The organism is Rossellomorea aquimaris (assembly GCF_008180865.1).
GTDB classification, from domain to species: domain Bacteria; phylum Bacillota; class Bacilli; order Bacillales; family Bacillaceae_B; genus Rossellomorea; species Rossellomorea yichunensis.
The window spans coordinates 352,580-375,727 of the sequence record NZ_VTEX01000003.1 but is presented as its reverse complement, the minus strand read 5'-3'; the positions used below and the strand labels follow the sequence as shown (position 1 = coordinate 375,727).

The following is a 23,148-nucleotide window of genomic DNA, read 5'->3' as shown; positions in this document are numbered from 1 at the left end:
AAAACAAAAATTCACTTTTGGGAAGTTATGTAATGCCACAATGTTTATGAAATGAGCTTTTTTCAAAAACGACAAAGAATCAATCCATAACCACGCATGAGTCTAAAAACGGTTTTGTTAAGCGTTTTCATCATTGGTTTTTGATATTGACTAAACCACTGTGCCCGATTATACTGTTGAAAAATTCTGAACTTTAGGCGGTGCTGTTGTTGAAGCGTGTGTATAATTTTTCTGCTGGTCCTGCGGTGTTACCTGAGCCTGTTCTGAAAAAGGTTCAAGGCGAATTATTGAACTATCAGGAAACGGGTATGTCTGTGATGGAATTGAGTCATCGATCTGCTCCTTTCCAAAATATAATAGAAGAAGCTCAGAGTTTATTGCGTGAACTGCTCTCGATCCCGGATGATTACCATGTCGTATTTATGCAAGGAGGGGCATCCCTGCAGTTTTCCATGATTCCACTAAACTTACTGGGTTCAGATCAAGAAGCTGATTATGTCCTGACCGGCAGCTGGTCGAAGAAAGCTGTCAAAGAAGCGGAGAAGGTTGGGAATGCCCGAACTTTATCACCCCATGAGAAGTTTGAGATACCTGCTTATACACCAGAAGATTTTTCACCACAGTCAAGCTATGTACATATTACCTCCAACAATACTATTGAAGGAACGCGTTATCATAAGTGGCCTGAAACCGGAGGCATTCCACTTATAGCCGATATGTCATCTCATATCCTTTCTGAGAAAATAGACGTTTCCTCCTTTGGGATGATCTATGCAGGTGCTCAGAAGAATCTGGGTCCTTCGGGTGTAACGGTGGCGATCATTCATGACAGCCTGGTCGGTCAAGCATCTAATACATGTCCAACGATGCTGAATTACGAAACATATGTAAAGCATGATTCACTCTTTAACACGCCCCCGACCTTCTCTATTTATGTTTTAAAACTTGTACTGGAGTGGGTGAAAGAAAATGGAGGAGTCGAAGGGATGCAGGCTGATAATGAGAGGAAGGCAGGTCTTTTATACACCTGTATAGATGAATCATCTTTATTCCATAACCCTGTCCCGGAAAAGAATCGTTCCTTAATGAACATCCCTTTTTCAACACGTGATGAGGAGCTGGATGCCAGGTTTCTAAAAGAAGCCAAGGCAGAAGGGTTTGAATTTTTAAAAGGACATCGTTCCGTGGGCGGAATGCGAGCAAGTTTATATAATGCCATGCCGCTTGAAGGTGTGGAAGCACTGATCGGTTTCATGAAAAAATTTGAGTCTGAGCAAGGGGGAGTATGAACATGATTTCAATCAATACGTACAATGCCATAAGTCAAAGCGGACTTTCACTGATCGAGGATGACCTGAACTACCATCTGAATGGGAATGGGGATCCCGATGGAATCCTGGTCAGATCAAAGAATTTGCATGATTACTCTTTTCCGGCTTCAGTCAAAGCCATTGCCCGGGCAGGAGCAGGAGTCAATAATATCCCGATTGATTACTGTACGGAAAAAGGAATTGTTGTCTTTAATACTCCCGGTGCCAATGCAAACGCCGTGAAAGAGCTCGTACTGGCTAATTTGATCGCTTCTTCACGTAACTTATATTCTGCTGTCGGCTGGACAAACACTTTAAGAGAAACAGAGGAAGATGTACCAAGTGTCGTAGAAGCAAAGAAAAAAGAATTCGTAGGAAGTGAAATTAAAGGGAAGAAGCTTGGTGTCGTAGGCTTGGGAGCGATTGGCGTCCTTGTCGCAAATGATGCCCTGTCCCTTGGGATGGATGTGGTCGCCTATGATCCATTTATATCAGTGGACGCAGCGTGGCGTTTATCCCAGGATGTGAAGCGCGCTCATCATATTGAAGAGGTATGGGCAGAGTGTGATTTTGTGACGTTACACATTCCACTAACAGACAAAACGGCAAGCTTTGTGAGTGAAGAAGGCTTCACGAAGATGAAAAAGGGTATGACGATCTTGAACTTTTCAAGAGGTGAGCTTGTGGAAGAAGATGCTCTGGAAAAGGCCCTTGAAGCAGGAATTGTCCGTAAATATGTGACGGATTTCCCTAATAAAAAGGTATTGAACATGAAAAACGTCGTCCCTGTTCCTCACCTGGGCGCATCTACCGTAGAATCGGAGGAAAACTGTGCCATCATGGCGACAAAGCAGCTGAAAACATATCTTGAAACGGGTAATATTAAGCATGCTGTGAACCTGCCTGACGTGGAGCTGCCTTATAGCGGGAAAATGCGTGTGACAGTCATGCACCAAAACATCCCGAATATGGTCAGTCAAATCGCCAATGTTCTCTCCGGGTGTGCGGTCAACATCGCAGATATGATCAACCGCAGTAAACATACGTGGGCCTATACCATGATTGATTTGGATCAGAAACTCCTCGAAGAAGAACAACATCAAGTGAAAAGCAGGATGAAAGAAATACACGGTGTTGTTTCCGTCCGCCTCATTTAAATAAAGTGACTAGAACTCCCTTAACCCGAGAACAATGTGTAGTAAAGCGGTTGAGGGAGGATTTATTTTTATGGCGATGATTCATTTAAAGGATAGAGATCTTTATTTTGACGATTTAGGAATGGGGACTCCCCTGGTCTTGATCCATCCCCCGGGCATGGGAAGGATGACCTTCATTAAGCAGCATGTACTTTCCAGGCACTTCCGCCTCATCATTCCGGACTTAACAGGACATGGAGACTCCTTTACCTTGGATCAGAATATATGTATCGCTGAGTTTGTAGAGGACATAAAGGCGATCCTCGACCACCTGAATATTTCTGACTGTGTGATGCTTGGATATTCTGCAGGAGGAATAGTAGGGCAAACATTCGCCTGTACCTATGAAGATCGGGTGTCCTCCCTCATCCTGGTTGGGGGATATCCGAAAGTCACGAATCCCAAGCTGAAATGGATGCACCATATGGGCATGAAAATGGTTCGTGACCACCCTGCCCGCCTATCCGGGATTATTTCCAGAGCGCATTTCAAGGACAAGCTTGAGCGTGAGAAGCTCAGGGGTCATATGAATAAGGCGAACCCCCATATTTGGTATAAGTTCTACGAGCAATCACTTCATTATGATGGAATAAAGCAGGTAGAGAAGCTTCCCATCCCGCTACTCTTGATTTATGGAGAAAGATCGGATTGGATCAATTCTCATCTTAAACTGTATAACGATTGCTATCCTAAGAAAATATATGTGATACCAGGAGCCTCTCATCAAATTCCCACACGTTATCACGATGCTCTAAATAATATACTGTTAGGAGAAATAGAAGGGTTGGAAGCTGAGGTATAATGGATTATCTTTGCTCTTATTCCTTCTACTTGATACTATTTTCATAAAGTAAAGTCGATCAATGAGAGGAGAATACAATGGGAATTCATCACTATTTTAAAAGCTTATCCGACCTTGAAACCCTCATTCGCTGTCCTGGGCGATTTAAGTATCACGAGCATAACGTAGCCAGCCACTCGTTTAAGGTGACCAAAATTGCACAGTTTTTAGGAACGGTGGAAGAACAGAACGGGAAAGAAATTGACTGGAAAGCACTGTATGAAAAAGCCTTGAATCATGACTACGCCGAACTTTTCACAGGTGATATCAAGACCCCTGTAAAGTATGCATCGGGAGAGTTGCGTGAGCTCTTCAGTCAGGTAGAAGATCAGATGGTCAATAAATTCATTACTACAGAATTTCCCCCGCAATTTCAAGAAGTGTACAGAGAACGGTTTAAAGAGGGAAAAGACGAAACCCTAGAAGGAAGGGTCTTATCTGTCGCAGACAAAATCGATCTTCTGTATGAATCCTTTGGAGAAATTCAAAAAGGGAATCCGGAACCTCTATTTATTGAAATTTATCAAGAAGCCCTGTCGACGATTGTGAAATACAAGGACCTGGAGTGTGTACAATACTTCTTGGAATACATCCTGCCTGATATGCTTTCTGAAAAATTCATCCCTCATAGTGAGTTGAAGGAAAGGACCCAGAGGTTAATTCAGCAGGGTGAGGAGTAGGAAAACCCTTTCCAGATAGGGAAAACTTCGGTAGAATATGTGTTATTCCCTTATCTTTAAGGAGAGTTGAACGTGTCTAAAATCATTTTAGGTTTATTTTTACCAGGATTGCTTGTCGTTCTGTTCACACGGGTGACGTATAATCACTATGTCGGATTGATCTTGACCGTAGCCCTCATTGCGGCCTCGGTTTCAAAGGGTTATACAGATTCATGGTTCCTTATTGTCGTCGACGCGGCTTCGTTGACAGTCGGATTCTGGTACAGCGACCGGATGATGAAAAAAGCGAAGAGAAGTGCATGATTTTGGTGACAGGTGTATAGAAGTTCTTGAAAAACATGGGCTGTCTTTTTTAAAAAGACAGCCCATGTTTTTTTTATGGAGTAGCTACAACATCTACATCGCTGGCTCTTACAAAGGCCAGGCGGTGGTTTAAGTGAATAAGATAGAATTCATCATTCCCCCAGACGATTTTATGAGTCGTCTCTGGGTTGTACGTGTAAACAGGTGCACTGTAGTAGCTTCCTTTTACTTTCTCGGTTGCTACATACTTTTGATCAGAAGTAAGCGTGTACTGAAGAGGAGACATTCCTCTTACCGGGATGCCATCAGGAAAAGCTTCTTCTTCTGGATAGGCCAGTCCATAAACAGGGATGCCCGAAGTTCCTTCCTTAGGTGTGATCACAATGCCTGATCCTTTTGTTGTATTCGTTCCTTTAGGGTTATAAAACCACGCTTTTTGTCCTGCGTACCAAATCGCTGTCCAGTCATCTTGTTTTTCTGCCTTGTAAAAGGTTTGCCCTGTAACCGCCTTGTTGCCCCAATTGGACGCATCGAGTGGGTGGGCGTTCGGTAGGGCAGCGTCTTTGATTAACGGAGCATCAAAGCTTGGAGCTGTATACAAATACACAAAATTTGCCGATTGTTCAGGTACAGGTTCTCCTGATGGAGTCTGAAGGATCGGTTTGTTTGTTTTGAAATTCGGTCGGATTTGGACGATGCCTTTTTGTCCTTTTCCTGACTCCAGGGGAGCTCCAAGGATTTGCATATAATGTGCCCAATCCCAGAATGGACCTGGATCCCAGTGCATAGCAGGTTGTCTTGCAGCTGTCGTCCCGGGTATCTCATCATGGGCAATGATATGATCGCGGTCCAATGGAATATTGAACTTTTTAGAAAGATGCTTTACTAATCGGGCTGATGCATGATACAGCTGTTCGTTATACCAGGCTGCCCCTTCAATGGCGATACCTTCGTGCTCGATACCAATGCTCTTGGAGTTGAAATACCAGTTGCCAGCATGCCAGGCTACATCTTTATTGTCCACCATTTGGGTGATATCACCGTCGGAAGAACGGATCACATAATGAGCGGAAGCTTGAGTCCATTCCCGCTGGAACACAGTTTTGGTTAAGTCATAGCTGATTTCTGTGTCGTGGAGGACGATGTACTTGATTTCCTGATTGTCATGTGGACGGTTTGCAATGTCGTAATTGCCGTATGAAGTTTCATAGTAGGTCCCGCCACCCCAGTCAATTTTCTTGTAAGCTGCCGGAACGTAATGACATGCGAGGCCATTCGGACAATCGGCTTCGGATTCTTCAGTGTCCATCTTTAAGTTTAATGATTGGAATGATTCTTTATTCGGTTTGGTTTGTTTTGCGGCTAAAGTTAAGGAGGAGCCATCCTCTGTTTGTTTAGTTACTCCAGCGTTGATTGTCTCGTATACACGGTCCGCAAAGTCCTTTGCTCCCGTATAGTCGGATGAACCGCTGTATTTAGCGACTGCCCCGTACCATTCATTTACATCAGAAGGTGTCCCTCCAGCGGTATCTTTGGCATACTGTGCCAGAATTGCTGCAGCACCGCGGATATTTTGCTTCTTATTTTCTTTTAACGTTTCTGGTTGAAGAGAGAGTAGTTCAGCTGCGGTATTCAGAGTGTGAAGTTTTGAATCATTGATGTCTAATGTAGATTCTATTTTCAGGGCTGAATTTTCCAACGGTTGAGTGTCTGCGTCCTCTTTACCGGATAAAAACATATGAGCGGGTTCATCGCTGTGGGTATCTTCTAAACTATCAGTATTAACATCCGTAAGATGCATCAATCCGTAGCCTCCGGAAGCACTTGGCTTTCCGTTATGATGCTCCCACAGTGATACGTTATAACCCACTGCAAGTAGAATTTCAACAGGGACATTGAATTCCCGCGCTGCTTGTTGGAACGCCTTTTGCAACTCGAGTGAATCGACAACTTCAGCTTGTGCCACTCCATGAGAGGCGATCGATGGTGACATCGGGGTGATTGTGGAACTCAGCAGGAATCCAGTTAAACTAAGGGAACCGGCGACTTGTAGCCATTTAGATTTTTTCATACATTCCTCCTAAACAATATGTATTTTTTTGTAGAACTTATAAGAAAGCTTATTGGAAATAAGACAGAATAGTCAATCAATTATTAGATATATGCCTAGATGAATAATTGTGTCGGGAAAAGCTTAATGAGGTGATAGAAATCATTTCAGATAGAAATGTCTTAATTGTGGATAAATAAAGAATAGTGTGAATAAGTAAGGGGGTGGACATGTTATTCACAAATTGAATCCGCATTCATCAACATTGTGCACAAGAAATTTGACGAATTGTGAATAAGTTTAGGGATTTTCCACAACGGATATCGACTTATACACATAGTTGTGCACAGGGTGTGTATAGAAATGCTCGGATTATGTCGAAAATTTCTTATATGCTCCTTGCTCCCTCCCGTAAAATGTCGAAATCATGATTCAAGCCTCTAAACGTTTTCTTCTTCAAAAGTTATCCACAAGCAGGATGATGTGAACTATACAAAAATAAAAAAAACGAACTTTTGTTCGCTTATTGTTGGTTAATACTGTAGGAAATGTGGTAGAATGTGTATAGAAGAATGGACAGTGTTTAAGATGGATATAAGTAGGTAAATACAAGGTAGCAGTCCTTTATAATAGGAGGTTTCACGGTGAAAGATCAATTCGAGCTCAAGTCTAAATATAAACCAGAGGGAGATCAGCCCCTGGCAATTGAAAAATTAGTTCAAGGCATAAATGAAGGGAAACGTCATCAAACCTTACTTGGAGCTACAGGGACAGGAAAAACATTCACTGTCTCCAATGTGATCAAGCAGGTTGAAAAGCCGACCCTCATCATTGCTCATAATAAAACATTGGCGGGGCAGCTCTACAGTGAATTTAAAGAGTTTTTCCCTGATAACGCCGTTGAATATTTTGTCAGTTACTATGACTATTATCAGCCGGAGGCATACGTTCCTCAGACGGATACGTTTATCGAGAAGGATGCAAGCATCAATGATGAAATCGATAAACTCAGACACTCCGCCACATCTTCCTTGTTTGAGCGAAAAGATGTCATCATCATTGCCAGCGTATCCTGTATTTACGGTTTAGGTAACCCGGAGGAATACCGGGAGCTCGTTCTTTCCCTGCGTACAGGAATGGAAATCGAACGAAATCAATTGCTGCGTAAGCTTGTGGATATCCAATATGAACGAAACGACATCGATTTTCAGCGTGGAACTTTCCGTGTGCGAGGCGACGTAGTGGAAATTTTCCCGGCTTCCCGGGATGAACACTGTATGCGTGTAGAGTTTTTCGGAGATGAAATTGACCGGATTCGTGAAGTGGATGCCCTGACAGGTGAAATCATGGGCGAACGAGACCATATCGCGATTTTCCCGGCTTCCCACTTCGTAACCCGTGAAGAAAAATTGCAGGTAGCCATCAAAAATATTGAAAAAGAACTTGAAGAGCAATTAGTCATCATGAAAGAAGAAAATAAACTGCTCGAGGCTCAGCGTCTGGAGCAGCGGACACGTTATGATCTAGAAATGATGAGGGAGATGGGCTTTTGCTCGGGGATTGAAAACTACTCCCGTCACCTGACACTAAGGCCGTCAGGATCGACTCCGTATACTCTTCTGGACTATTTTCCAGACGATTTCTTAATTGTGGTCGACGAGTCCCATGTGACGTTACCTCAAATCAGGGGGATGTTTAACGGGGACCAGGCCCGTAAAAAGGTGCTTGTGGATCACGGCTTCCGTCTGCCTTCAGCCATGGACAATCGTCCCCTGCGCTTTGAAGAGTTTGAGAAGAAAACCCAGCAGCTCCTCTATGTTTCGGCAACTCCAGGACCATATGAGTTGGAGCATAGTCCTGAGATGGTCGAGCAGATCATTCGTCCAACAGGACTGCTGGATCCGATCATCGAAGTACGTCCCATCGAAGGACAAATCGATGACCTTCTGGGTGAAATCAACGAACGTATCGAGAAAAATGAACGTGTCCTTGTGACTACCCTTACGAAGAAAATGTCTGAGGATCTCTCGGCATACTTAAAGGAAATGGGTATTAAAGTTCAATATCTGCATTCAGAAATCAAAACCTTGGAACGGATTGAAATTATTCGCGACCTCCGTTTAGGTAAATATGATGTATTAGTGGGAATCAACCTGCTCCGTGAAGGATTGGACATTCCCGAAGTATCGCTCGTCACCATATTGGATGCCGATAAGGAAGGGTTCCTGCGTTCTGAACGTTCCCTTATCCAGACGATTGGCCGTGCAGCTCGTAATAGTAACGGTAAGGTCATCATGTACGCGGACAAAATTACCGACTCTATGCAAAAAGCACTGGATGAAACAGAACGTCGTCGGACGATACAGGAAGAATATAATGAAAAACACGGCGTTACCCCGACGACCATACAAAAAGAAATCCGTGATGTCATCAGGGCAACTCATGCCGCAGAAGAAGCAGGGGTTTATGAAGGAGAACAGACAAAAGTTTCGAATATGTCTAAACCGGAGCGACAAAAACTTATTGCTAGCTTAGAAGTGGAAATGAAGGAAGCAGCCAAGGCATTGGACTTTGAGCGAGCTGCACAGCTTCGTGATACCATTCTTGAGCTCAAGGCGGAAGGATGAACGAACTATGGCGCGAGATCAAATAATCGTACAAGGAGCTAGAGCTCACAATTTAAAGAATATAGATATTAAAATCCCCCGGGATAAACTGGTCGTTTTAACGGGGCTTTCAGGTTCAGGTAAGTCATCCCTTGCCTTTGATACTATTTATGCAGAAGGACAAAGACGTTATGTCGAATCCCTTTCTGCCTATGCCCGTCAATTTTTAGGTCAAATGGATAAGCCTGATGTCGATGCCATCGAAGGATTGTCCCCGGCTATTTCCATCGATCAGAAAACAACGAGTCGTAATCCACGTTCGACTGTAGGAACGGTAACCGAAATTTACGACTATCTAAGACTGTTGTTTGCAAGAGTAGGAAAACCGATTTGTCCAAATCACGGGATCGAAATCTCCTCCCAAACCATTGAACAAATGGTCGACCGTATTCTTGAATACCCGGAAAGAACTAAGCTTCAAGTACTCGCACCAGTTGTATCAGGCCGTAAAGGAACTCATGTGAAGACCCTTGAAGAAATCAAGAAGCAAGGGTTTGTTCGAGTTCGTATCAACGGAGAAGTCCAGGACCTAGGAGAAGAAATCTCCCTGGAAAAAAATAAAAAGCACTCCATCGAAGTGATCATTGACCGAATCGTCGTGAAAGATGGTGTGGCGGCTCGTCTGTCTGACTCCCTTGAAACTGCACTGAGACTGGCAGACGGTCAAGTAATCATTGATGTAATAGATGAAGATGAACTTTTATTCAGTGAGCATCACGCCTGTCCATACTGTGGTTTCTCTATCACAGAGCTTGAGCCAAGAATGTTTTCCTTCAATAGTCCATACGGTGCCTGCACAAGCTGTGACGGATTGGGAACGAAGCTTGAGGTTGATAAGGAGTTGATAATCCCGAATTGGGATCGCTCTTTGAACGAGCATGCGATTGCTCCGTGGGAACCGACAAGCTCCCAATACTATCCGTCTCTTCTTAAGGCTGTATGTGATCACTATGAAATTCCGATGGATATGCCAGTAAAGGACATTCCGAAACAACAAATGGATAAGATCCTATATGGATCCGGCAAGGATGAGATTTACTTCCGTTACGAGAACGATTTCGGCCAGGTTCGTGAAAACTATCTTCGTTTCGAGGGAGTCATACCGAATGTTGAGCGCCGTTACCGCGAAACAAGCTCTGATTATATCCGTGAACAGATGGAGAAATACATGGCGCAGCAGGATTGCCCAACTTGTAAAGGCCACCGTTTAAAAGAAGAGAGTTTAGCAGTAAAAGTAGATTCTCTTCATATAGGGGAAGTAACGGCATTTTCGATTGAAGAAGCAGAGGAGTTTTTCCTTAAGCTCGAGCTATCGGAAAAAGATATGAAGATTGCCAATCTTATTTTGAGGGAGATCCGTGAGCGCCTCGGATTCCTGGTCAATGTCGGACTTGAGTACCTCACATTAAGCCGGGCAGCAGGAACGCTATCGGGAGGAGAAGCTCAACGGATTCGTTTAGCGACTCAAATCGGTTCCCGTCTGACGGGGGTCCTCTACATTCTTGATGAGCCGTCCATCGGATTGCACCAGCGGGACAATGACCGACTGATCGACACCTTAAAGAACATGAGGGAAATAGGAAACACCTTGATCGTAGTAGAGCATGATGAAGATACGATGATGGCAGCTGACTACCTCATCGATATCGGACCCGGAGCGGGTGTTCATGGGGGAGAAGTGGTGTCTGCTGGAACACCACAGGAAGTGATGGATGACCCGAACTCATTAACGGGTCAGTACCTTTCAGGGAAGAAGTTCATCCCTCTTCCACAGGAGAGACGTAAACCGGATGGCCGGTACTTAGAGATTGTGGGAGCGAAAGAAAATAACCTGAACAACGTCAAAGTGAAGCTGCCATTAGGCATATTCACAGCTGTGACTGGAGTATCGGGATCCGGTAAAAGTACTTTGATCAATGAAATCCTGCATAAGTCACTGGCTCAAAAGCTTCATAATGCAAAATCAAAACCTGGTGAGCATAAAGAAGTGAAGGGGATGGAACACCTTGATAAGGTCATTGATATCGATCAATCACCAATCGGTCGTACCCCAAGATCCAACCCGGCTACTTATACCGGGGTATTCGATGATATCCGGGATGTATTTGCCACAACCAATGAAGCGAAAGTTCGTGGCTATAAAAAGGGCCGTTTCAGCTTTAATGTTAAAGGCGGGCGTTGTGAAGCATGTCGCGGAGACGGGATCATCAAGATCGAAATGCACTTCCTTCCTGATGTGTACGTTCCATGTGAAGTTTGCCACGGGAAACGATACAACCGGGAAACACTTGAAGTGAAATACAAAGATAAAAATATTTCTGATGTACTTGAGATGACAGTCGAAGACGCAGTGAAATTCTTCGAAAACATCCCGAAGATCAAACGTAAGCTGCAAACCATCTTTGATGTAGGACTTGGCTACATCACATTAGGTCAACCCGCCACTACGTTATCAGGGGGAGAAGCCCAACGTGTGAAGCTTGCTTCAGAATTGCATCGTCGTTCTACCGGCCGCTCTCTATACATTCTGGATGAGCCGACAACCGGACTTCATGTGGATGACATCGCGAGACTCTTAGTTGTTCTTCAACGCCTTGTTGAAAACGGAGATACGGTCCTCGTCATCGAACATAATCTCGATGTCATTAAAGCAGCCGATTACCTTGTAGATCTTGGTCCTGAAGGTGGGGACAAAGGTGGTACGATTGTTGCAAGCGGAACCCCTGAAAAAGTGGCTGAAGTACAAGGTTCCTATACAGGAAAATACCTGAAACCTGTGCTTGAGCGCGACCGTGAACGAATGAAGAAGAAGATTAGGGAAAAAGAAGAAGTGACGAATTGATGATGGGAGAGATGCGAAGTGCATCTCTCTTTTTAACTAAAAACCATCCCCGTCGTCAATCCCTCAACAAAAACCACAACTCCATACCTACCTAAAATCAGCCTCAGGTTGGAGTGAAGAACATTCCCACTATGTGAAAATAAGATTACAAACAAATGCATTGAAACCTTTTGCTTCACGTATCGTAAATAATAGTAGAGGAGATGATGAAGATAAGATGGAGACCAATAAGGTATTATCAGCCCTGTGCTATTTCAGTATATTTTTTGCAGGCTTCCTTTTTCCGCTGATCGTTTATTTTGTATCAGATAATCCTTATGTGAAAAAGGATGCAAAAGCAGCATTTTTATCTCACTTATTACCGGTCGTTGCGGTGCCCCTTGTGATTGCAGGCTTGTTTTTGGATATGGGGGTTTTCGCGAGCGGTGCGGGATTGCCGATATTCACCGTCATCATGATCGGTTTAGCCATATTACTTAGTGTTGTCGTGGTCATTTGGAATGTATATAAAGGCATTAAAGTACTTTTATAATCAACAAAGGGGATGAAAGAGTATGAATGAAGAACGCAAACGCATTTTGGATATGTTGGAAAATGGGACGATTTCGGCACAGGAAGCAGTGGCATTATTGGAAGCATTGGACCAAAAGCCAAAACCATCAAAGGAAAAGCCAAAGGAAAAAGATTTCCTTGATGAATTTGTGTCCATCTTTCAAGAGGATAAAAAGGGTGAGAAAGAGCACTCTACTCATTCGGGAAATCCGAAAGATAAGCTTCTTGATTTCATGAATAGCGCTTTGAACAAGATTAAGAATTTTGATTTCGATTTTCAGTGGAATCAATCGGTGGAGCTGTCTCATGTGTTTCAACAGCCCGATACAGACTTCGAGAAAATCGATGTAGATGTGGCCAATGGAAAGGTGGAACTGATCCCCTGGGATGGTGAGGAAGTCCGGGTGGAGTGTGAGGCCAAGGTGTATCGTACGGAAGATCATGAAGAAGCAAGAAAGCAGTTCATGGAGAATACGTCCTTTGCTGTAGACGGGGATACACTGTATTACTCCACGCAATTAAAGTGGATGAAAGTGGACTCTAAACTCTACATTCCGAAACATCAATATAAAAGGATTTCTGTCCGTTTATTTAATGGGGGATTAAAGGCAAAACATTTAGATGTCCAGGATCTTCGTGCCAAGGCTGCTAATGGAAAGATTCATATCGATCACCTGACAGCGAAAAAAGCAGAAGTGGAAACATCCAACGGTGCGATTTCAATCCTGAACGCGAAAGCCCACCATGTTGAAGCAGAATCCATAAACGGAAAGGTCCATGTCGAAGGGGATATCTCAATCTCAGATGTGCAATCCCTGAACGGAAACGTGGTTTGTGCCTTGACCGGGGAGAAAGCCGACACGCTTCACGCAAAAACGGTAACGGGCAACATCGATTTATTCGTTCCTGAAAACATCAACATTTCCGGAGAGGCAAAATCAAACTTCGGTGGTTTTAAGCTTGAACTGCAGGGTATTGATGTATTGGAAGAAAAAAATGAAGTGGTCCAAAAGTCGATTCGTTTCAGTCGTAAAACCGATTCAGACGATAAGCTTCATCTTTTTGCGGAAACAAAAGCAGGATCTGTCCTCATAAAAAAGCATGAACAGAAGAATGTTAATAAGGACAACGCATAAGATGAGAAAGAAGGAATAACGATGAGAAAACAATTAGCACGATCAAGGTCTGACAGAAAGCTTGCCGGGGTGCTTGGGGGTTTGTCCCGTTATGTAAGGATCGATGCAACGATTCTAAGGGTGATTTTCATCATCCTGCTCATTCCGACGGGATTCTTCCCTCTGGCTGTCGTATACGGTTTATTGGCCTTCGTGCTGCCAAATGAGGAGGAAGCCATCAAATAATGAGATGGATTATTGGAATTTTAATCAATGCAGTAATCTTTATTGCATTGGCAGGATTTTTTGAAGGATTTGAAGTATCCGGGTTCGGGGCAGCGGTAGGAGCCAGCTTTATTCTATCGATACTGAATGTTCTGGTGAAACCGATTTTGATTATCCTGACTCTGCCGGTGACGATTTTATCTCTGGGGCTGTTTCTCTTCGTCATTAACGCCATTACGTTACTGCTGACTGATGGACTGATGGGAAGCAGCTTTGAGTTATCCGGTTTTGGCATGGCTTTTCTGGCATCGATCATTTTGTCCCTTGCCAATCTGGTGATTCAAAAAGCCGTCATGGATCCGATGGAAGAGAAGTAAATAGGAAAAGACTCCGGCTTGATTGTTGAGCCGGAGTTTTTTTGTGGGAAAAAAGGGGATTTTTATATTGATATAGAAATACTTGGGAATGGGAGGGTTGAATCATGAAAGTTACATCGGATGCAATTAAGGGGTATCGCGACATCGAAGTGCCTTACACATTATTAATGTCCCAAGGAGAAGAGGCGGAAGGAATCGCCATCATCCTGCCAGGATTGGGGTACACCGTGCAGGCACCTTTGCTTCACTATTCAACGGGAATCTACTTACATAAAGGATATGACGTGCTACATATTAACTATCAATATGCCACGCCAGACTATGAAGGATTTTCTATAGATGAAGTAGATGATGCTTTAAAGCACGATGTGAAGGAAATTTGATCAGGTTTTACGAGGAAAGAACTATCCGCATATTCACATGGTGGCTAAGTCATTCGGTACCATTGCATTAAGTAATGAATTAGCAAGAAAGTCTTTTCAAAATGCAAAGCTCATCTGGTTAACTCCGTTACTTAAAGAAGATGAGGTATTTCAAGCGATGCTGGGTAGTGAGCAGGAAGGTCTCTATATTATTGGGGATGCGGACCGTCACTATGAAGAAGCTCGATTTAATGAATTAAAGTCGAACCACCGCCTGCACATGCATCTCATTAAAGGGGCCAACCACAGCCTTGAACATGATTTTCATGTCCTGGATTCCATTTCTATTCATAAACAGATCTTGACGAACATCAAAGCATTTATAGAAGCGTAGCCAAGGCTGCGCTTCTATTCGTTTGTTTCAGTGCTTCTTCACCAAGTAAGCTGCCTTGCGCTTTTTTCTATAATTGCTAAAATAGGTTAGAGTAAGAATCGTTTATAAATATGAAGCGAGTGTAACGTGAAGGAGGAGCTGCATGTGGCAAAGGTCCGCACTAAAGATATCGTCGAGAAGTTTAAATTAGAGCTTGTCGGTGGAGAAGAAGGCTTACATAGACCAATTACAACGAGTGACATTTCCCGTCCAGGCTTGGAGATGGCCGGTTATTTCAACTACTATCCTGCAGAACGGATACAACTATTGGGAAAAACCGAGTTATCTTTTCTGGAGTTATTAGATGAAGCAGAACGTAAGCGCAGAATGGAAGCGCTTTGTACAGATATTACGCCTGGTATCATCATTTCCAGAGACCTGGAGATCCCGCCTGAGCTGGTGGAAGCATCGAATCGTTATGATGTTCCTGTCATGCGTTCATCCATGAAAACTACCCGATTCTCTTCGAGGCTGACTAACTATCTGGAAAGTAAGCTTGCCCCAACAACGGCGATTCATGGTGTACTAGTTGATATTTATGGAGTCGGAGTATTGATCACAGGAAAAAGCGGTGTCGGTAAAAGTGAAACCGCTCTTGAACTAGTGAAAAGAGGCCATCGTCTTGTAGCGGATGATTGTGTCGAAATTCGCCAGGAAGACATGGATACGCTGATCGGCAGCTCTCCTGAATTGATTGAACATCTGTTGGAAATTCGCGGTTTGGGGATCATCAATGTCATGACGTTATTTGGTGCAGGAGCGGTCCGCAGCCATAAGCGCATTACCCTTTGCATCAATCTTGAGCTATGGGATAAAACGAAACAGTACGACCGTCTTGGACTGGAAGAAGAGACGATGAAAATCATCGATACGGATATCACTAAATACACCGTACCTGTTCGTCCCGGACGAAATCTCGCGGTTATCATCGAGGTGGCTGCCATGAACTTCCGTCTGAAACGAATGGGCGTAAATGCAGCAGAGCAATTTACAAACCGGTTGTCTGATGTGATTGAAGATGGAGAGAATGAAGATATCTGATCCGATAACATTCATAAGCCAACTTAATGGAAAAAAAGGAGAGACAAAATGAACGAGAACATTACGCCAATAGATTCCATTGCCATTTCACTCGGTCCGATCCAAGTACATTGGTACGGTGTCATCATCGGACTTGGGATCGCATTAGGACTCTATTTAGTCATTCGTGAGAGCAAAAGACTGGGTCTTCACCCCGATACATTCATCGATTTGCTCGTTTGGGCGATTCCCATCGCCATCATTTGTGCCCGTGCTTATTATGTCATCTTTGAATGGGATAACTATTATGCCGATCACCCCGGGGATATCATTAAAGTCTGGAATGGTGGAATCGCCATCCATGGTGCGTTGATCGGTTCTGTCCTCACCACGATTGTATTTGCCAAAATCAAAGGGCTGTCGTTCTGGAAGCTAGTTGATATTGCGGCACCGAGCATTATTTTAGGTCAGGCAATCGGTCGCTGGGGGAACTTTGTAAACCAGGAGGCCCATGGTGGAGAAGTGTCCCGTGCGTTTCTTGAAAGTCTGATGCTTCCTGATTTCATCATTAATCAAATGTATATTAATGGAGTGTACTATCACCCTACATTCCTGTACGAATCTCTATGGAGTTTTGCCGGATTGATTCTTCTTCTTGTCCTGAGAAGAAAAGCAAGCAGTCTTCGTCGTGGAGAACTGTTCTTAACATATGTGATTTGGTATTCCATCGGTCGATTCTTTGTTGAAGGATTGAGAACGGACAGTCTGATGATGGGGTCTTTACGATTCGCACAAGTGATTTCGATTGTTCTTATCATTGGAGCGATCGGTGTGTTCTTTTACAGAAGAAAAGCCGGCCTTGCGAAGAAGGCATATGATGAAAAGACGGATAGCGTAAACGCTTAACAAAAGGAGAGTAGGGCGTATGTGGATGTCATCTTTGAAGAATGGCGGACTTACAGGTTTGAAAACAACGTGGTCACTGGGAAAAGTCATCTTTCCGATCACGCTGATCGTGTTTTTGCTTCAATATACACCTGTCCTTCCTTGGGTCATGGAGAAGATTTCTCCGTTCATGAAGCTTATCGGGCTTTCAGGTGATGCGGCCATTCCTCTTGTATTGGGCAATTTTCTTAACTTGTACGCAGGTATCGGAGGAATCCTATCCCTTGATTTAACGGTGAAAGAAGTATTCATCATTGCCGTGATGCTTTCCTTCTCTCATAATTTGTTCATTGAATCAACGGTAGCCGCAAAGGTGGGCGTGAAGATTTGGCTGATAGTCGCTGTAAGGGTCGGGTTGGCCCTGATATCTGCGGTTGTCATCAATCTCGTTTGGAAGGGTGGATCTGAAATCGCCAAGTACGGAATGATGCCTCCGCAACAAGCCGAGCCGGACGGATGGGGAGAAATCATTCTCCTGGGACTTGAAAAAGCAGGGTTTGGTGTCCTCCAATTAGCTCTTATCGTCATTCCTCTTATGATGATTATTCAAGTAATGAAAGATCTGAAATGGATGGATGTTTTTTCACGCTGGATGTCCCCTGCGACACGGGCACTTGGCATGAACGCAAATACATCTTCCACGATGGTAGCGGGACTCGTCATCGGGCTGGCATACGGAGCAGGAGTCATGATCCAGGCAGTAAAAGAAGATGGAGTGAGTAAGAAGGATGTCACAATCGCCTTTATCTTTTTAGTCGCATGTCACGCAGTGGTGGAGGATACGTTAATCTTTATTCCACTCGGCATTCCTGTACTGCCCCTCCTGATCATCAGGCTGGTCACTGCGATATTGTTAACGATGGCGGTTGCCTACATTTGGAACAGGGTCGATGCAAAGAAAGAAAAGGAGAGACATTATGAGCAGGATTACAACAATATTATTTGACTTAGACGGAACATTGATCAATACCAATGATTTAATCATTTCTTCCTTTTTGCATACATTGAATCATTATTATCCAGGGCAGTACGAAGAAAAGGACGTTCATCCTTTTATGGGGCCACCATTGGAAGAGTCATTTGGAGGACTGGATCCTGACAGGATGGAGGAAATGTGTGTTCATTACCGTGCTTATAATCATGAGCATCATGATTCACTTGTGACTGAGTTTGAAGGGGTGTATGAAACCGTTCAAGCCCTTTACGAAAATGGATACAAATTAGCGATTGTCTCAACGAAAGTCCGTGACGTTGTGTTAAAAGGATTGGACCTTATGAATCTTCGTCCGTTCTTTGAAGTCATCATCACCCTGGACGAAGTAGAGAACGCAAAGCCTCATCCTGAACCGATTGAGAAAGCTCTCGTGGCATTGGGGTCCTCGCCTGAAGAAGCAATCATGATCGGGGACAATCACCACGACATTTTAGCCGGGAAAAATGCAGGAGTGCTGTCGGCAGGTGTCGCGTGGAGTGCAAAGGGAAGAGAGCATCTGGCTCACTACGAACCGGATTTCATGCTGGATAATATGAAAGACTTATTACCGATTGTTGGAGTTCCGACTGCATGAGACGAACGACCCGATACCCTGTAGAAGGAGCAAATTCTCTCTGGCATGTTTACAAAACCGTTCCTTTCGGGAAGGTCGTCAAAAATTTCATCGTGATTCAACTGGCAAGGTACACACCCTTTTTGGGGATGAAAAACTGGTTGTACAAGACTTTTTTGAGGATGAAGATCGGTGAACATACGTCATTTGCCCTCATGGTGATGCTTGACGTGATGTTTCCAGAGAAAATATCGGTCGGGCGTAATACGGTCATCGGGTACAATACGACGATCCTTGCCCATGAATACCTGATCAAGGAATACCGATTAGGTGATGTGGAAATCGGATCGGAAGTGATGATCGGGGCCAACACCACGATATTACCGGGTGTTCAGATTGGCGACGGAGCCATCGTATCGGCAGGTACCCTCGTACATAAAGACGTCCCGTCAGGAGCGTTCGTCGGTGGAAATCCCATGCGGATCATCTACACCAAAGAGGAACTTGCCGAACGCTGGCGAGAAGATGCCATCTACGGATTGAAAAGAGAAGAATAAGGGAAAAGGCAAAGATAGACTGAGTTCTATTTTTGCCTTTTTTATTTTATTAAAAAATCCACCAATCAAACGGTTGACGAATAAAATAAGAAACGCTACACTACAAATAACTTTATTTTATTAGCACATTAGCGAACTAAAGGATTTCTGAATAATCGAGAAGTAGTAGCAATCCCTTAACTGGGGAAAAATAGATGAATTAATACGCCAAAGGTGGTTCTTATGACTAAGTTATTCATGTTCGAGAAGCCATTGGGAATGAGAGATACATTTCCTGATTTATATGAAATTAAAGATCAGACGAAAAAAAAAATGGAACAGGCGATGAAGCTGTGGGGTTACAAGTTCATCGAGACTCCCAGCCTTGAATATTATGAAACAGTTGGTGAGGCATCGGCGATATTAGATCAGCAGCTATTCAAGCTTCTGGATCAACAGGGTCATACCCTTGTGTTAAGACCTGATATGACAGCACCGATTGCCCGGATTGCCGCGTCAAAATTATTAAAGGATGAAGCACCACTGCGACTGGCATACTCGAATTCTGTGTTCAGGGCCCAGCAGCGGGAAGGCGGGCGTCCGGCAGAATTTGAACAAGTGGGAATCGAATGTATCGGTGATGATTCAGTCAGTGCCGATGCTGAGGTAATTGCCCTGATGGTATCGGTTTTAAAAGAAGCAGGGTTGGAACATTTCAAGATTTCCATCGGCCACATCGGATTTGTTCAGGAACTGTTCACTCAAATCGTCGGTACAGAAGAACGGGCGGATACGTTAAGAAGATATTTATATGAGAAGAATTATGTTGGATATCGTCAGCATGTCAATGAGCTGGCTCTCTCATCCATCGATAAACAGAGATTGTTCCGTTTCCTGCAATTGCGGGGTTCAGAAAATGTGCTGGGAGAAGCCCACTCTCTTTTAGAAGGGGAAAAAGGACTGAACGCATTAAAACAGCTGAAAGATCTGTGGAGTATTTTAAAAGATTACGAAGTGGAGCAGTATGTGAAGTTCGACTTGAGTCTGGTCAGTCACATGAGTTATTATTCCGGTATTTTATTTGAAGTGTACGGAGAAAATGTGGGATTTGCGATCGGAAATGGCGGCCGCTACGACAAGCTGCTTGAAAAATTCGGGAAGAACTCCGGTGCGACAGGCTTTGGATTGCGTCTCGATTATGTGCTTGAAGCGATGCAGGTTGAGTTAACTTCCACCCTTCAGCAATGTGTGCTGTTCAGTGATGAGCGGAGGAAAGAGGCTATTGGCCTTGCCCATGAGCTGCGAAGCGAAGGAGTTAAAGTGGTGCTGCAGAACTGGAAGGGTGTAGGAGATGTGGACGAGTTTACGAAGGGCTTCAGCAATGTGCACTTCGTAGTGGGACAGGATCCGAAAGGCGGTGAAACATCATGAGTGCGTTAACCATTGCCATGCCTAAAGGCAGGATATTTGAAGAAGCCGTGGAACTATTAAGGAAGGCAGATTACAATCTGCCGCCTGAATTCGATGATTCGAGGAAGCTGATCATCGAAGTACCACAGGAAGATTTACGATTTATCCTGGCAAAACCCATGGATGTTCCGACGTATGTGGAGCATGGAGTCGCTGATTTAGGGATTGCCGGTAAGGACGTTATGCTGGAAGAAGAGCGGGACGTATATGAGCTCCTGGATTTGCGGATCAGTGGCTGTTACTTGGCAGTCGCAGGACTGCCGGATACAAAAATGAGTGATGTGGCACCGAAAATTGCAACTAAATATCCGAATGTTGCGTCTTCCTATTTCCGCGAGCAGGGTGAGCAGGTGGAAATCATTAAACTAAACGGTTCCATTGAGCTTGCCCCATTAATCGGACTTGCTGACCGCATCGTCGATATCGTCTCAACGGGAAGAACCCTGAAGGAAAATGGTCTGGTTGAATACGAAACCATCGTTAACATCACCTCCAGACTCATCGTCAACCCCGTCAGCTACCGAATGAAAGACGAAAAAATCGAAGACCTCGTCACCCGGCTGACACGCATCATCGGGTGAGAGGGACGGACCTTGCCTGGAGCAGGTTAATACAGGGATTTCAACACTAATAAAGAGACTCTGAGGTTCGGAAGCTTGTTTATTCAGGCAAGGTCCGTCCCTCTAAATATAGATTACATAGGGATTACGACATCTGCTTTCGTAAGCAGGTCCGTCCCTCTCGAAGGCTGGTGAATTGTATGAAGATTGTTAAGGATATAAGCGGGGCGTCGATTAAGCGCTCGGTCGACAGTGGTACAGAGGAGCAGCGAAGAGCGGTTCAGGGGATTATTTCTTCGGTGCAGAAAAATGGCGACCTCGCAATCCGTGAGTATACAGAGAAATTTGATAGGGTTCAATTAGAGAACTACAAAGTTTCGCAGAGTGAAATCGAGGAAGCCTTCGCTTCTCTGGATTCTGAGATGATTTCCATCATTGAAGAAGCAGCGGATAATATCCGTGACTTTCATGAGAAACAAAAAAGGTCTTCCTGGTTTACAACGAATGAGGATGGAACCATGCTTGGCCAAAAGCTGACTCCCCTTGATTCAGTCGGTGTGTACGTGCCGGGTGGAACGGCTGCATATCCTTCCTCTGTATTGATGAATGTGCTGCCTGCTAAAGTCGCGGGAGTCAAACGAATCACGATGGTTTCTCCTCCTGGAAAGGATGGGAAGCTTTCTCCCGGCGTGTTGGTTGCAGCGAAAATTGCCGGAGTGGAAGACATCTTTAAAGTCGGCGGTGCTCAAGCGGTAGCCGCACTTGCATATGGAACTGAATCCATCACTCCCGTGGATAAAATAACTGGACCGGGGAACATTTATGTCGCCCTGGCAAAACGCGAAGTATTCGGCGATGTGGATATTGATATGATCGCCGGTCCGAGTGAAATCGTGATCCTGGCCGATGAGCATCAGCGTGCAGATGAAATTGCCGCTGACCTTCTTTCACAGGCAGAACATGATGTGTTTGCATCTGCCGTTCTCGTGACGAATTCGTCTGCATTGGCAGAAGAGGTATCCTTACAGGTGGAACGACAGGTTTCCTCCCTTCCAAGAGAAGACATTGCCCGTCAATCCATCAGTGATTTCGGGGCCATCTATGTGACGAGAGACATAGAAGAAGGTATTGATGTTGTGAATCAACTCGCAGCGGAGCATTTAGAGATATTAACGGAGAAGCCGTTTGAAACGATGGCGAGAATCCGTCATGCCGGAGCAATCTTCCTTGGCCGTTACAGTTCCGAGCCTGTAGGGGATTACTTTGCAGGACCGAATCACGTACTCCCGACGAACGGGACAGCACGTTTTTCAAGTCCATTAAATGTAGATGAATTTATGAAAAAGACAAGTGTCATTTCCTATAGTGAGACAGCACTGCAGCAAAATTATCAAAAAATCGCAAAACTTGCCCGCTTGGAAGGTCTTGAAGCCCATGCAAGGGCGGTGGAGATTCGATTCAATAAAGAAAAATAGGGAAGAGGGACGGACCTCTGCAGAGGTCCGTCCCTCCAATAAGGAGGACATCATGGTGAGAAGGGCAGAGATTGTGCGAAAGACGAATGAAACGGATATTCGTTTGAATTTTGGAATCGATGGAGAGGGGAACTCTAAAGTAGAGACAGGGGTCCCATTCATGAGTCATATGCTGGATTTGTTCATAAAACATGGACAATTTGATTGTACGATCGAGGCCAATGGCGATATTGAAGTGGATGACCATCACACCACTGAAGATATCGGCATTTGCTTGGGACAGGCGTTACTTGAGTCACTGGGAGACAAAAAAGGGATCAAGCGTTACGGCTCAGCCATGGTTCCCATGGATGAGGCCCTTGCCCAAGTCGTGGTGGACCTGAGTAATCGTCCTCACCTCGAGTTCCGTGCAGAACTTCCAAGTCAGAAAGTCGGGACCTTCGATACGGAACTGATTCATGAATTCCTTTGGAAGCTTGCTCTTGAAGCACGGATGAATCTTCATGTCATCGTTCATTATGGCCACAATACCCACCATATCATTGAAGCGATCTTTAAAGCACTGGGACGTGCCCTGGATGAAGCAAGCACGATCGATCCCCGGGTAAAAGGGGTTCCGTCAACGAAGGGAATGTTATAATTC

General features: G+C 44.4%; 23 protein-coding genes. 22 read left to right on the top strand and 1 reads right to left on the bottom strand.

Features of this window, described 5'->3' with window-relative positions; genetic code table 11:
• The first annotated feature begins 209 nt into the window (after positions 1-209).
• The 5 genes from serC to FZC88_RS14470 all read left to right on the top strand — a co-directional run bounded on the left by serC (position 210) and on the right by FZC88_RS14470 (position 4,330).
• Positions 210-1,289 carry a 3-phosphoserine/phosphohydroxythreonine transaminase gene (gene serC / locus FZC88_RS14490; protein ID WP_148995397.1) on the top strand — a complete coding sequence of 360 codons (1,080 nt, stop codon included), beginning with the start codon at positions 210-212 and terminating at the stop codon, positions 1,287-1,289.
• A 2-nt stretch (positions 1,290-1,291) separates the two neighbouring features.
• Positions 1,292-2,467, top strand: coding sequence for a phosphoglycerate dehydrogenase (locus FZC88_RS14485; protein ID WP_148995396.1), 1,176 nt, complete (start codon positions 1,292-1,294; stop codon positions 2,465-2,467).
• Positions 2,468-2,537: 70 nt separating this feature from the next.
• Positions 2,538-3,308, top strand: a complete 771-nt coding sequence (locus FZC88_RS14480) for an alpha/beta fold hydrolase (protein ID WP_187443637.1) — start codon at positions 2,538-2,540, stop codon at positions 3,306-3,308.
• A 77-nt stretch (positions 3,309-3,385) separates the two neighbouring features.
• Positions 3,386-4,027 (top strand): HD domain-containing protein, encoded by a 642-nt coding sequence (locus FZC88_RS14475; protein ID WP_148995394.1) that lies wholly within the window; start codon positions 3,386-3,388, stop codon positions 4,025-4,027.
• A 72-nt stretch (positions 4,028-4,099) separates the two neighbouring features.
• Positions 4,100-4,330, top strand: a complete 231-nt coding sequence (locus tag FZC88_RS14470; protein WP_148995393.1) for a CsbA family protein — start codon at positions 4,100-4,102, stop codon at positions 4,328-4,330.
• A 73-nt stretch (positions 4,331-4,403) separates the two neighbouring features.
• Here FZC88_RS14470 and FZC88_RS14465 read toward each other — a convergent pair whose 3' ends face one another.
• A complete protein-coding gene (locus tag FZC88_RS14465) occupies positions 4,404-6,401 on the bottom strand; it encodes an N-acetylmuramoyl-L-alanine amidase (protein ID WP_262371871.1) in 1,998 nt (665 codons plus the stop codon).
• Positions 6,402-7,024: 623 nt separating this feature from the next.
• Here FZC88_RS14465 and uvrB point away from each other — a divergent pair.
• From uvrB to hisB, 17 genes are all read left to right on the top strand, one after another.
• The gene (uvrB, locus tag FZC88_RS14460; RefSeq protein WP_148995392.1) at positions 7,025-9,007 is read left to right on the top strand and encodes an excinuclease ABC subunit UvrB; all 1,983 of its coding nucleotides are present in this window, start codon (positions 7,025-7,027) and stop codon (positions 9,005-9,007) included.
• 7 nt (positions 9,008-9,014) lie between these two features.
• Positions 9,015-11,888 carry an excinuclease ABC subunit UvrA gene (uvrA, locus tag FZC88_RS14455; protein ID WP_148995391.1) on the top strand — a complete coding sequence of 958 codons (2,874 nt, stop codon included), beginning with the start codon at positions 9,015-9,017 and terminating at the stop codon, positions 11,886-11,888.
• A gap of 217 nt (positions 11,889-12,105) precedes the next feature.
• Complete coding sequence (locus FZC88_RS14450) at positions 12,106-12,420, top strand: magnetosome magnetite crystal formation protein family (protein WP_113970834.1); 315 nt, start codon at positions 12,106-12,108, stop codon at positions 12,418-12,420.
• A 22-nt stretch (positions 12,421-12,442) separates the two neighbouring features.
• A complete protein-coding gene (locus FZC88_RS14445) occupies positions 12,443-13,576 on the top strand; it encodes a DUF4097 family beta strand repeat-containing protein (protein ID WP_148995390.1) in 1,134 nt (377 codons plus the stop codon).
• A 21-nt stretch (positions 13,577-13,597) separates the two neighbouring features.
• Entirely contained in the window at positions 13,598-13,801 is a 204-nt protein-coding gene (locus FZC88_RS14440) for a PspC domain-containing protein (RefSeq protein ID WP_148995389.1), read from the top strand.
• Entirely contained in the window at positions 13,801-14,157 is a 357-nt protein-coding gene (locus FZC88_RS14435) for a phage holin family protein (protein WP_148995388.1), read from the top strand. Before FZC88_RS14440 ends, FZC88_RS14435 begins: the two co-directional genes overlap by 1 nt.
• 104 nt (positions 14,158-14,261) lie before the next feature.
• The gene (locus FZC88_RS14430) at positions 14,262-14,540 is read left to right on the top strand and encodes a hypothetical protein (RefSeq protein ID WP_148995387.1); all 279 of its coding nucleotides are present in this window, start codon (positions 14,262-14,264) and stop codon (positions 14,538-14,540) included.
• Positions 14,541-14,580: 40 nt separating this feature from the next.
• A complete protein-coding gene (locus tag FZC88_RS14425) occupies positions 14,581-14,913 on the top strand; it encodes a hypothetical protein (protein ID WP_187443636.1) in 333 nt (110 codons plus the stop codon).
• 144 nt (positions 14,914-15,057) lie between these two features.
• Complete coding sequence (hprK, locus tag FZC88_RS14420) at positions 15,058-15,993, top strand: HPr(Ser) kinase/phosphatase (protein ID WP_148995385.1); 936 nt, start codon at positions 15,058-15,060, stop codon at positions 15,991-15,993.
• A 48-nt stretch (positions 15,994-16,041) separates the two neighbouring features.
• Positions 16,042-16,878, top strand: coding sequence for a prolipoprotein diacylglyceryl transferase (lgt, locus tag FZC88_RS14415; RefSeq protein WP_148995384.1), 837 nt, complete (start codon positions 16,042-16,044; stop codon positions 16,876-16,878).
• Between the two features lie 19 nt (positions 16,879-16,897).
• Positions 16,898-17,863: a nucleoside recognition domain-containing protein gene (locus FZC88_RS14410; protein WP_148995383.1), complete on the top strand. Its 966-nt coding sequence runs from the start codon at positions 16,898-16,900 to the stop codon at positions 17,861-17,863.
• Positions 17,835-18,485, top strand: coding sequence for a pyrophosphatase PpaX (ppaX, locus tag FZC88_RS14405; protein ID WP_148995382.1), 651 nt, complete (start codon positions 17,835-17,837; stop codon positions 18,483-18,485). The genes FZC88_RS14410 and ppaX overlap by 29 nt, the downstream gene beginning before the upstream one ends.
• A complete protein-coding gene (locus tag FZC88_RS14400) occupies positions 18,482-19,021 on the top strand; it encodes an acyltransferase (protein WP_148995381.1) in 540 nt (179 codons plus the stop codon). Before ppaX ends, FZC88_RS14400 begins: the two co-directional genes overlap by 4 nt.
• Before the next feature lie 222 nt (positions 19,022-19,243).
• Positions 19,244-20,431: an ATP phosphoribosyltransferase regulatory subunit gene (locus tag FZC88_RS14395; RefSeq protein WP_148995380.1), complete on the top strand. Its 1,188-nt coding sequence runs from the start codon at positions 19,244-19,246 to the stop codon at positions 20,429-20,431.
• Positions 20,428-21,051: an ATP phosphoribosyltransferase gene (hisG, locus tag FZC88_RS14390; protein ID WP_148995379.1), complete on the top strand. Its 624-nt coding sequence runs from the start codon at positions 20,428-20,430 to the stop codon at positions 21,049-21,051. Before FZC88_RS14395 ends, hisG begins: the two co-directional genes overlap by 4 nt.
• A gap of 179 nt (positions 21,052-21,230) precedes the next feature.
• The gene (hisD, locus tag FZC88_RS14385; protein WP_148995378.1) at positions 21,231-22,505 is read left to right on the top strand and encodes a histidinol dehydrogenase; all 1,275 of its coding nucleotides are present in this window, start codon (positions 21,231-21,233) and stop codon (positions 22,503-22,505) included.
• A gap of 52 nt (positions 22,506-22,557) precedes the next feature.
• Positions 22,558-23,145, top strand: a complete 588-nt coding sequence (gene hisB / locus FZC88_RS14380) for an imidazoleglycerol-phosphate dehydratase HisB (RefSeq protein WP_148995377.1) — start codon at positions 22,558-22,560, stop codon at positions 23,143-23,145.
• Positions 23,146-23,148 lie beyond the last annotated feature (3 nt).

Bases quoted from the DNA above. Each gene is read 5' to 3' on its own strand.
- FZC88_RS14485 (WP_148995396.1), top strand. From the start codon at position 1,292: ATGATTTCAATCAATACGTACAATGCCATAAGTCAAAGCGGACTTTCA.
- FZC88_RS14480 (WP_187443637.1), top strand. From the start codon at position 2,538: ATGGCGATGATTCATTTAAAGGATAGAGATCTTTATTTTGACGATTTA.
- FZC88_RS14475 (WP_148995394.1), top strand. From the start codon at position 3,386: ATGGGAATTCATCACTATTTTAAAAGCTTATCCGACCTTGAAACCCTC.
- FZC88_RS14465 (WP_262371871.1), bottom strand. From the start codon at position 6,401: ATGAAAAAATCTAAATGGCTACAAGTCGCCGGTTCCCTTAGTTTAACT.
- uvrA (WP_148995391.1), top strand. From the start codon at position 9,015: ATGGCGCGAGATCAAATAATCGTACAAGGAGCTAGAGCTCACAATTTA.
- FZC88_RS14450 (WP_113970834.1), top strand. From the start codon at position 12,106: ATGGAGACCAATAAGGTATTATCAGCCCTGTGCTATTTCAGTATATTT.
- FZC88_RS14445 (WP_148995390.1), top strand. From the start codon at position 12,443: ATGAATGAAGAACGCAAACGCATTTTGGATATGTTGGAAAATGGGACG.
- FZC88_RS14440 (WP_148995389.1), top strand. From the start codon at position 13,598: ATGAGAAAACAATTAGCACGATCAAGGTCTGACAGAAAGCTTGCCGGG.
- FZC88_RS14435 (WP_148995388.1), top strand. From the start codon at position 13,801: ATGAGATGGATTATTGGAATTTTAATCAATGCAGTAATCTTTATTGCA.
- FZC88_RS14430 (WP_148995387.1), top strand. From the start codon at position 14,262: ATGAAAGTTACATCGGATGCAATTAAGGGGTATCGCGACATCGAAGTG.
- lgt (WP_148995384.1), top strand. From the start codon at position 16,042: ATGAACGAGAACATTACGCCAATAGATTCCATTGCCATTTCACTCGGT.
- FZC88_RS14410 (WP_148995383.1), top strand. From the start codon at position 16,898: ATGTGGATGTCATCTTTGAAGAATGGCGGACTTACAGGTTTGAAAACA.
- ppaX (WP_148995382.1), top strand. From the start codon at position 17,835: ATGAGCAGGATTACAACAATATTATTTGACTTAGACGGAACATTGATC.
- FZC88_RS14400 (WP_148995381.1), top strand. From the start codon at position 18,482: ATGAGACGAACGACCCGATACCCTGTAGAAGGAGCAAATTCTCTCTGG.
- FZC88_RS14395 (WP_148995380.1), top strand. From the start codon at position 19,244: ATGACTAAGTTATTCATGTTCGAGAAGCCATTGGGAATGAGAGATACA.
- hisG (WP_148995379.1), top strand. From the start codon at position 20,428: ATGAGTGCGTTAACCATTGCCATGCCTAAAGGCAGGATATTTGAAGAA.
- hisD (WP_148995378.1), top strand. From the start codon at position 21,231: ATGAAGATTGTTAAGGATATAAGCGGGGCGTCGATTAAGCGCTCGGTC.
- hisB (WP_148995377.1), top strand. From the start codon at position 22,558: ATGGTGAGAAGGGCAGAGATTGTGCGAAAGACGAATGAAACGGATATT.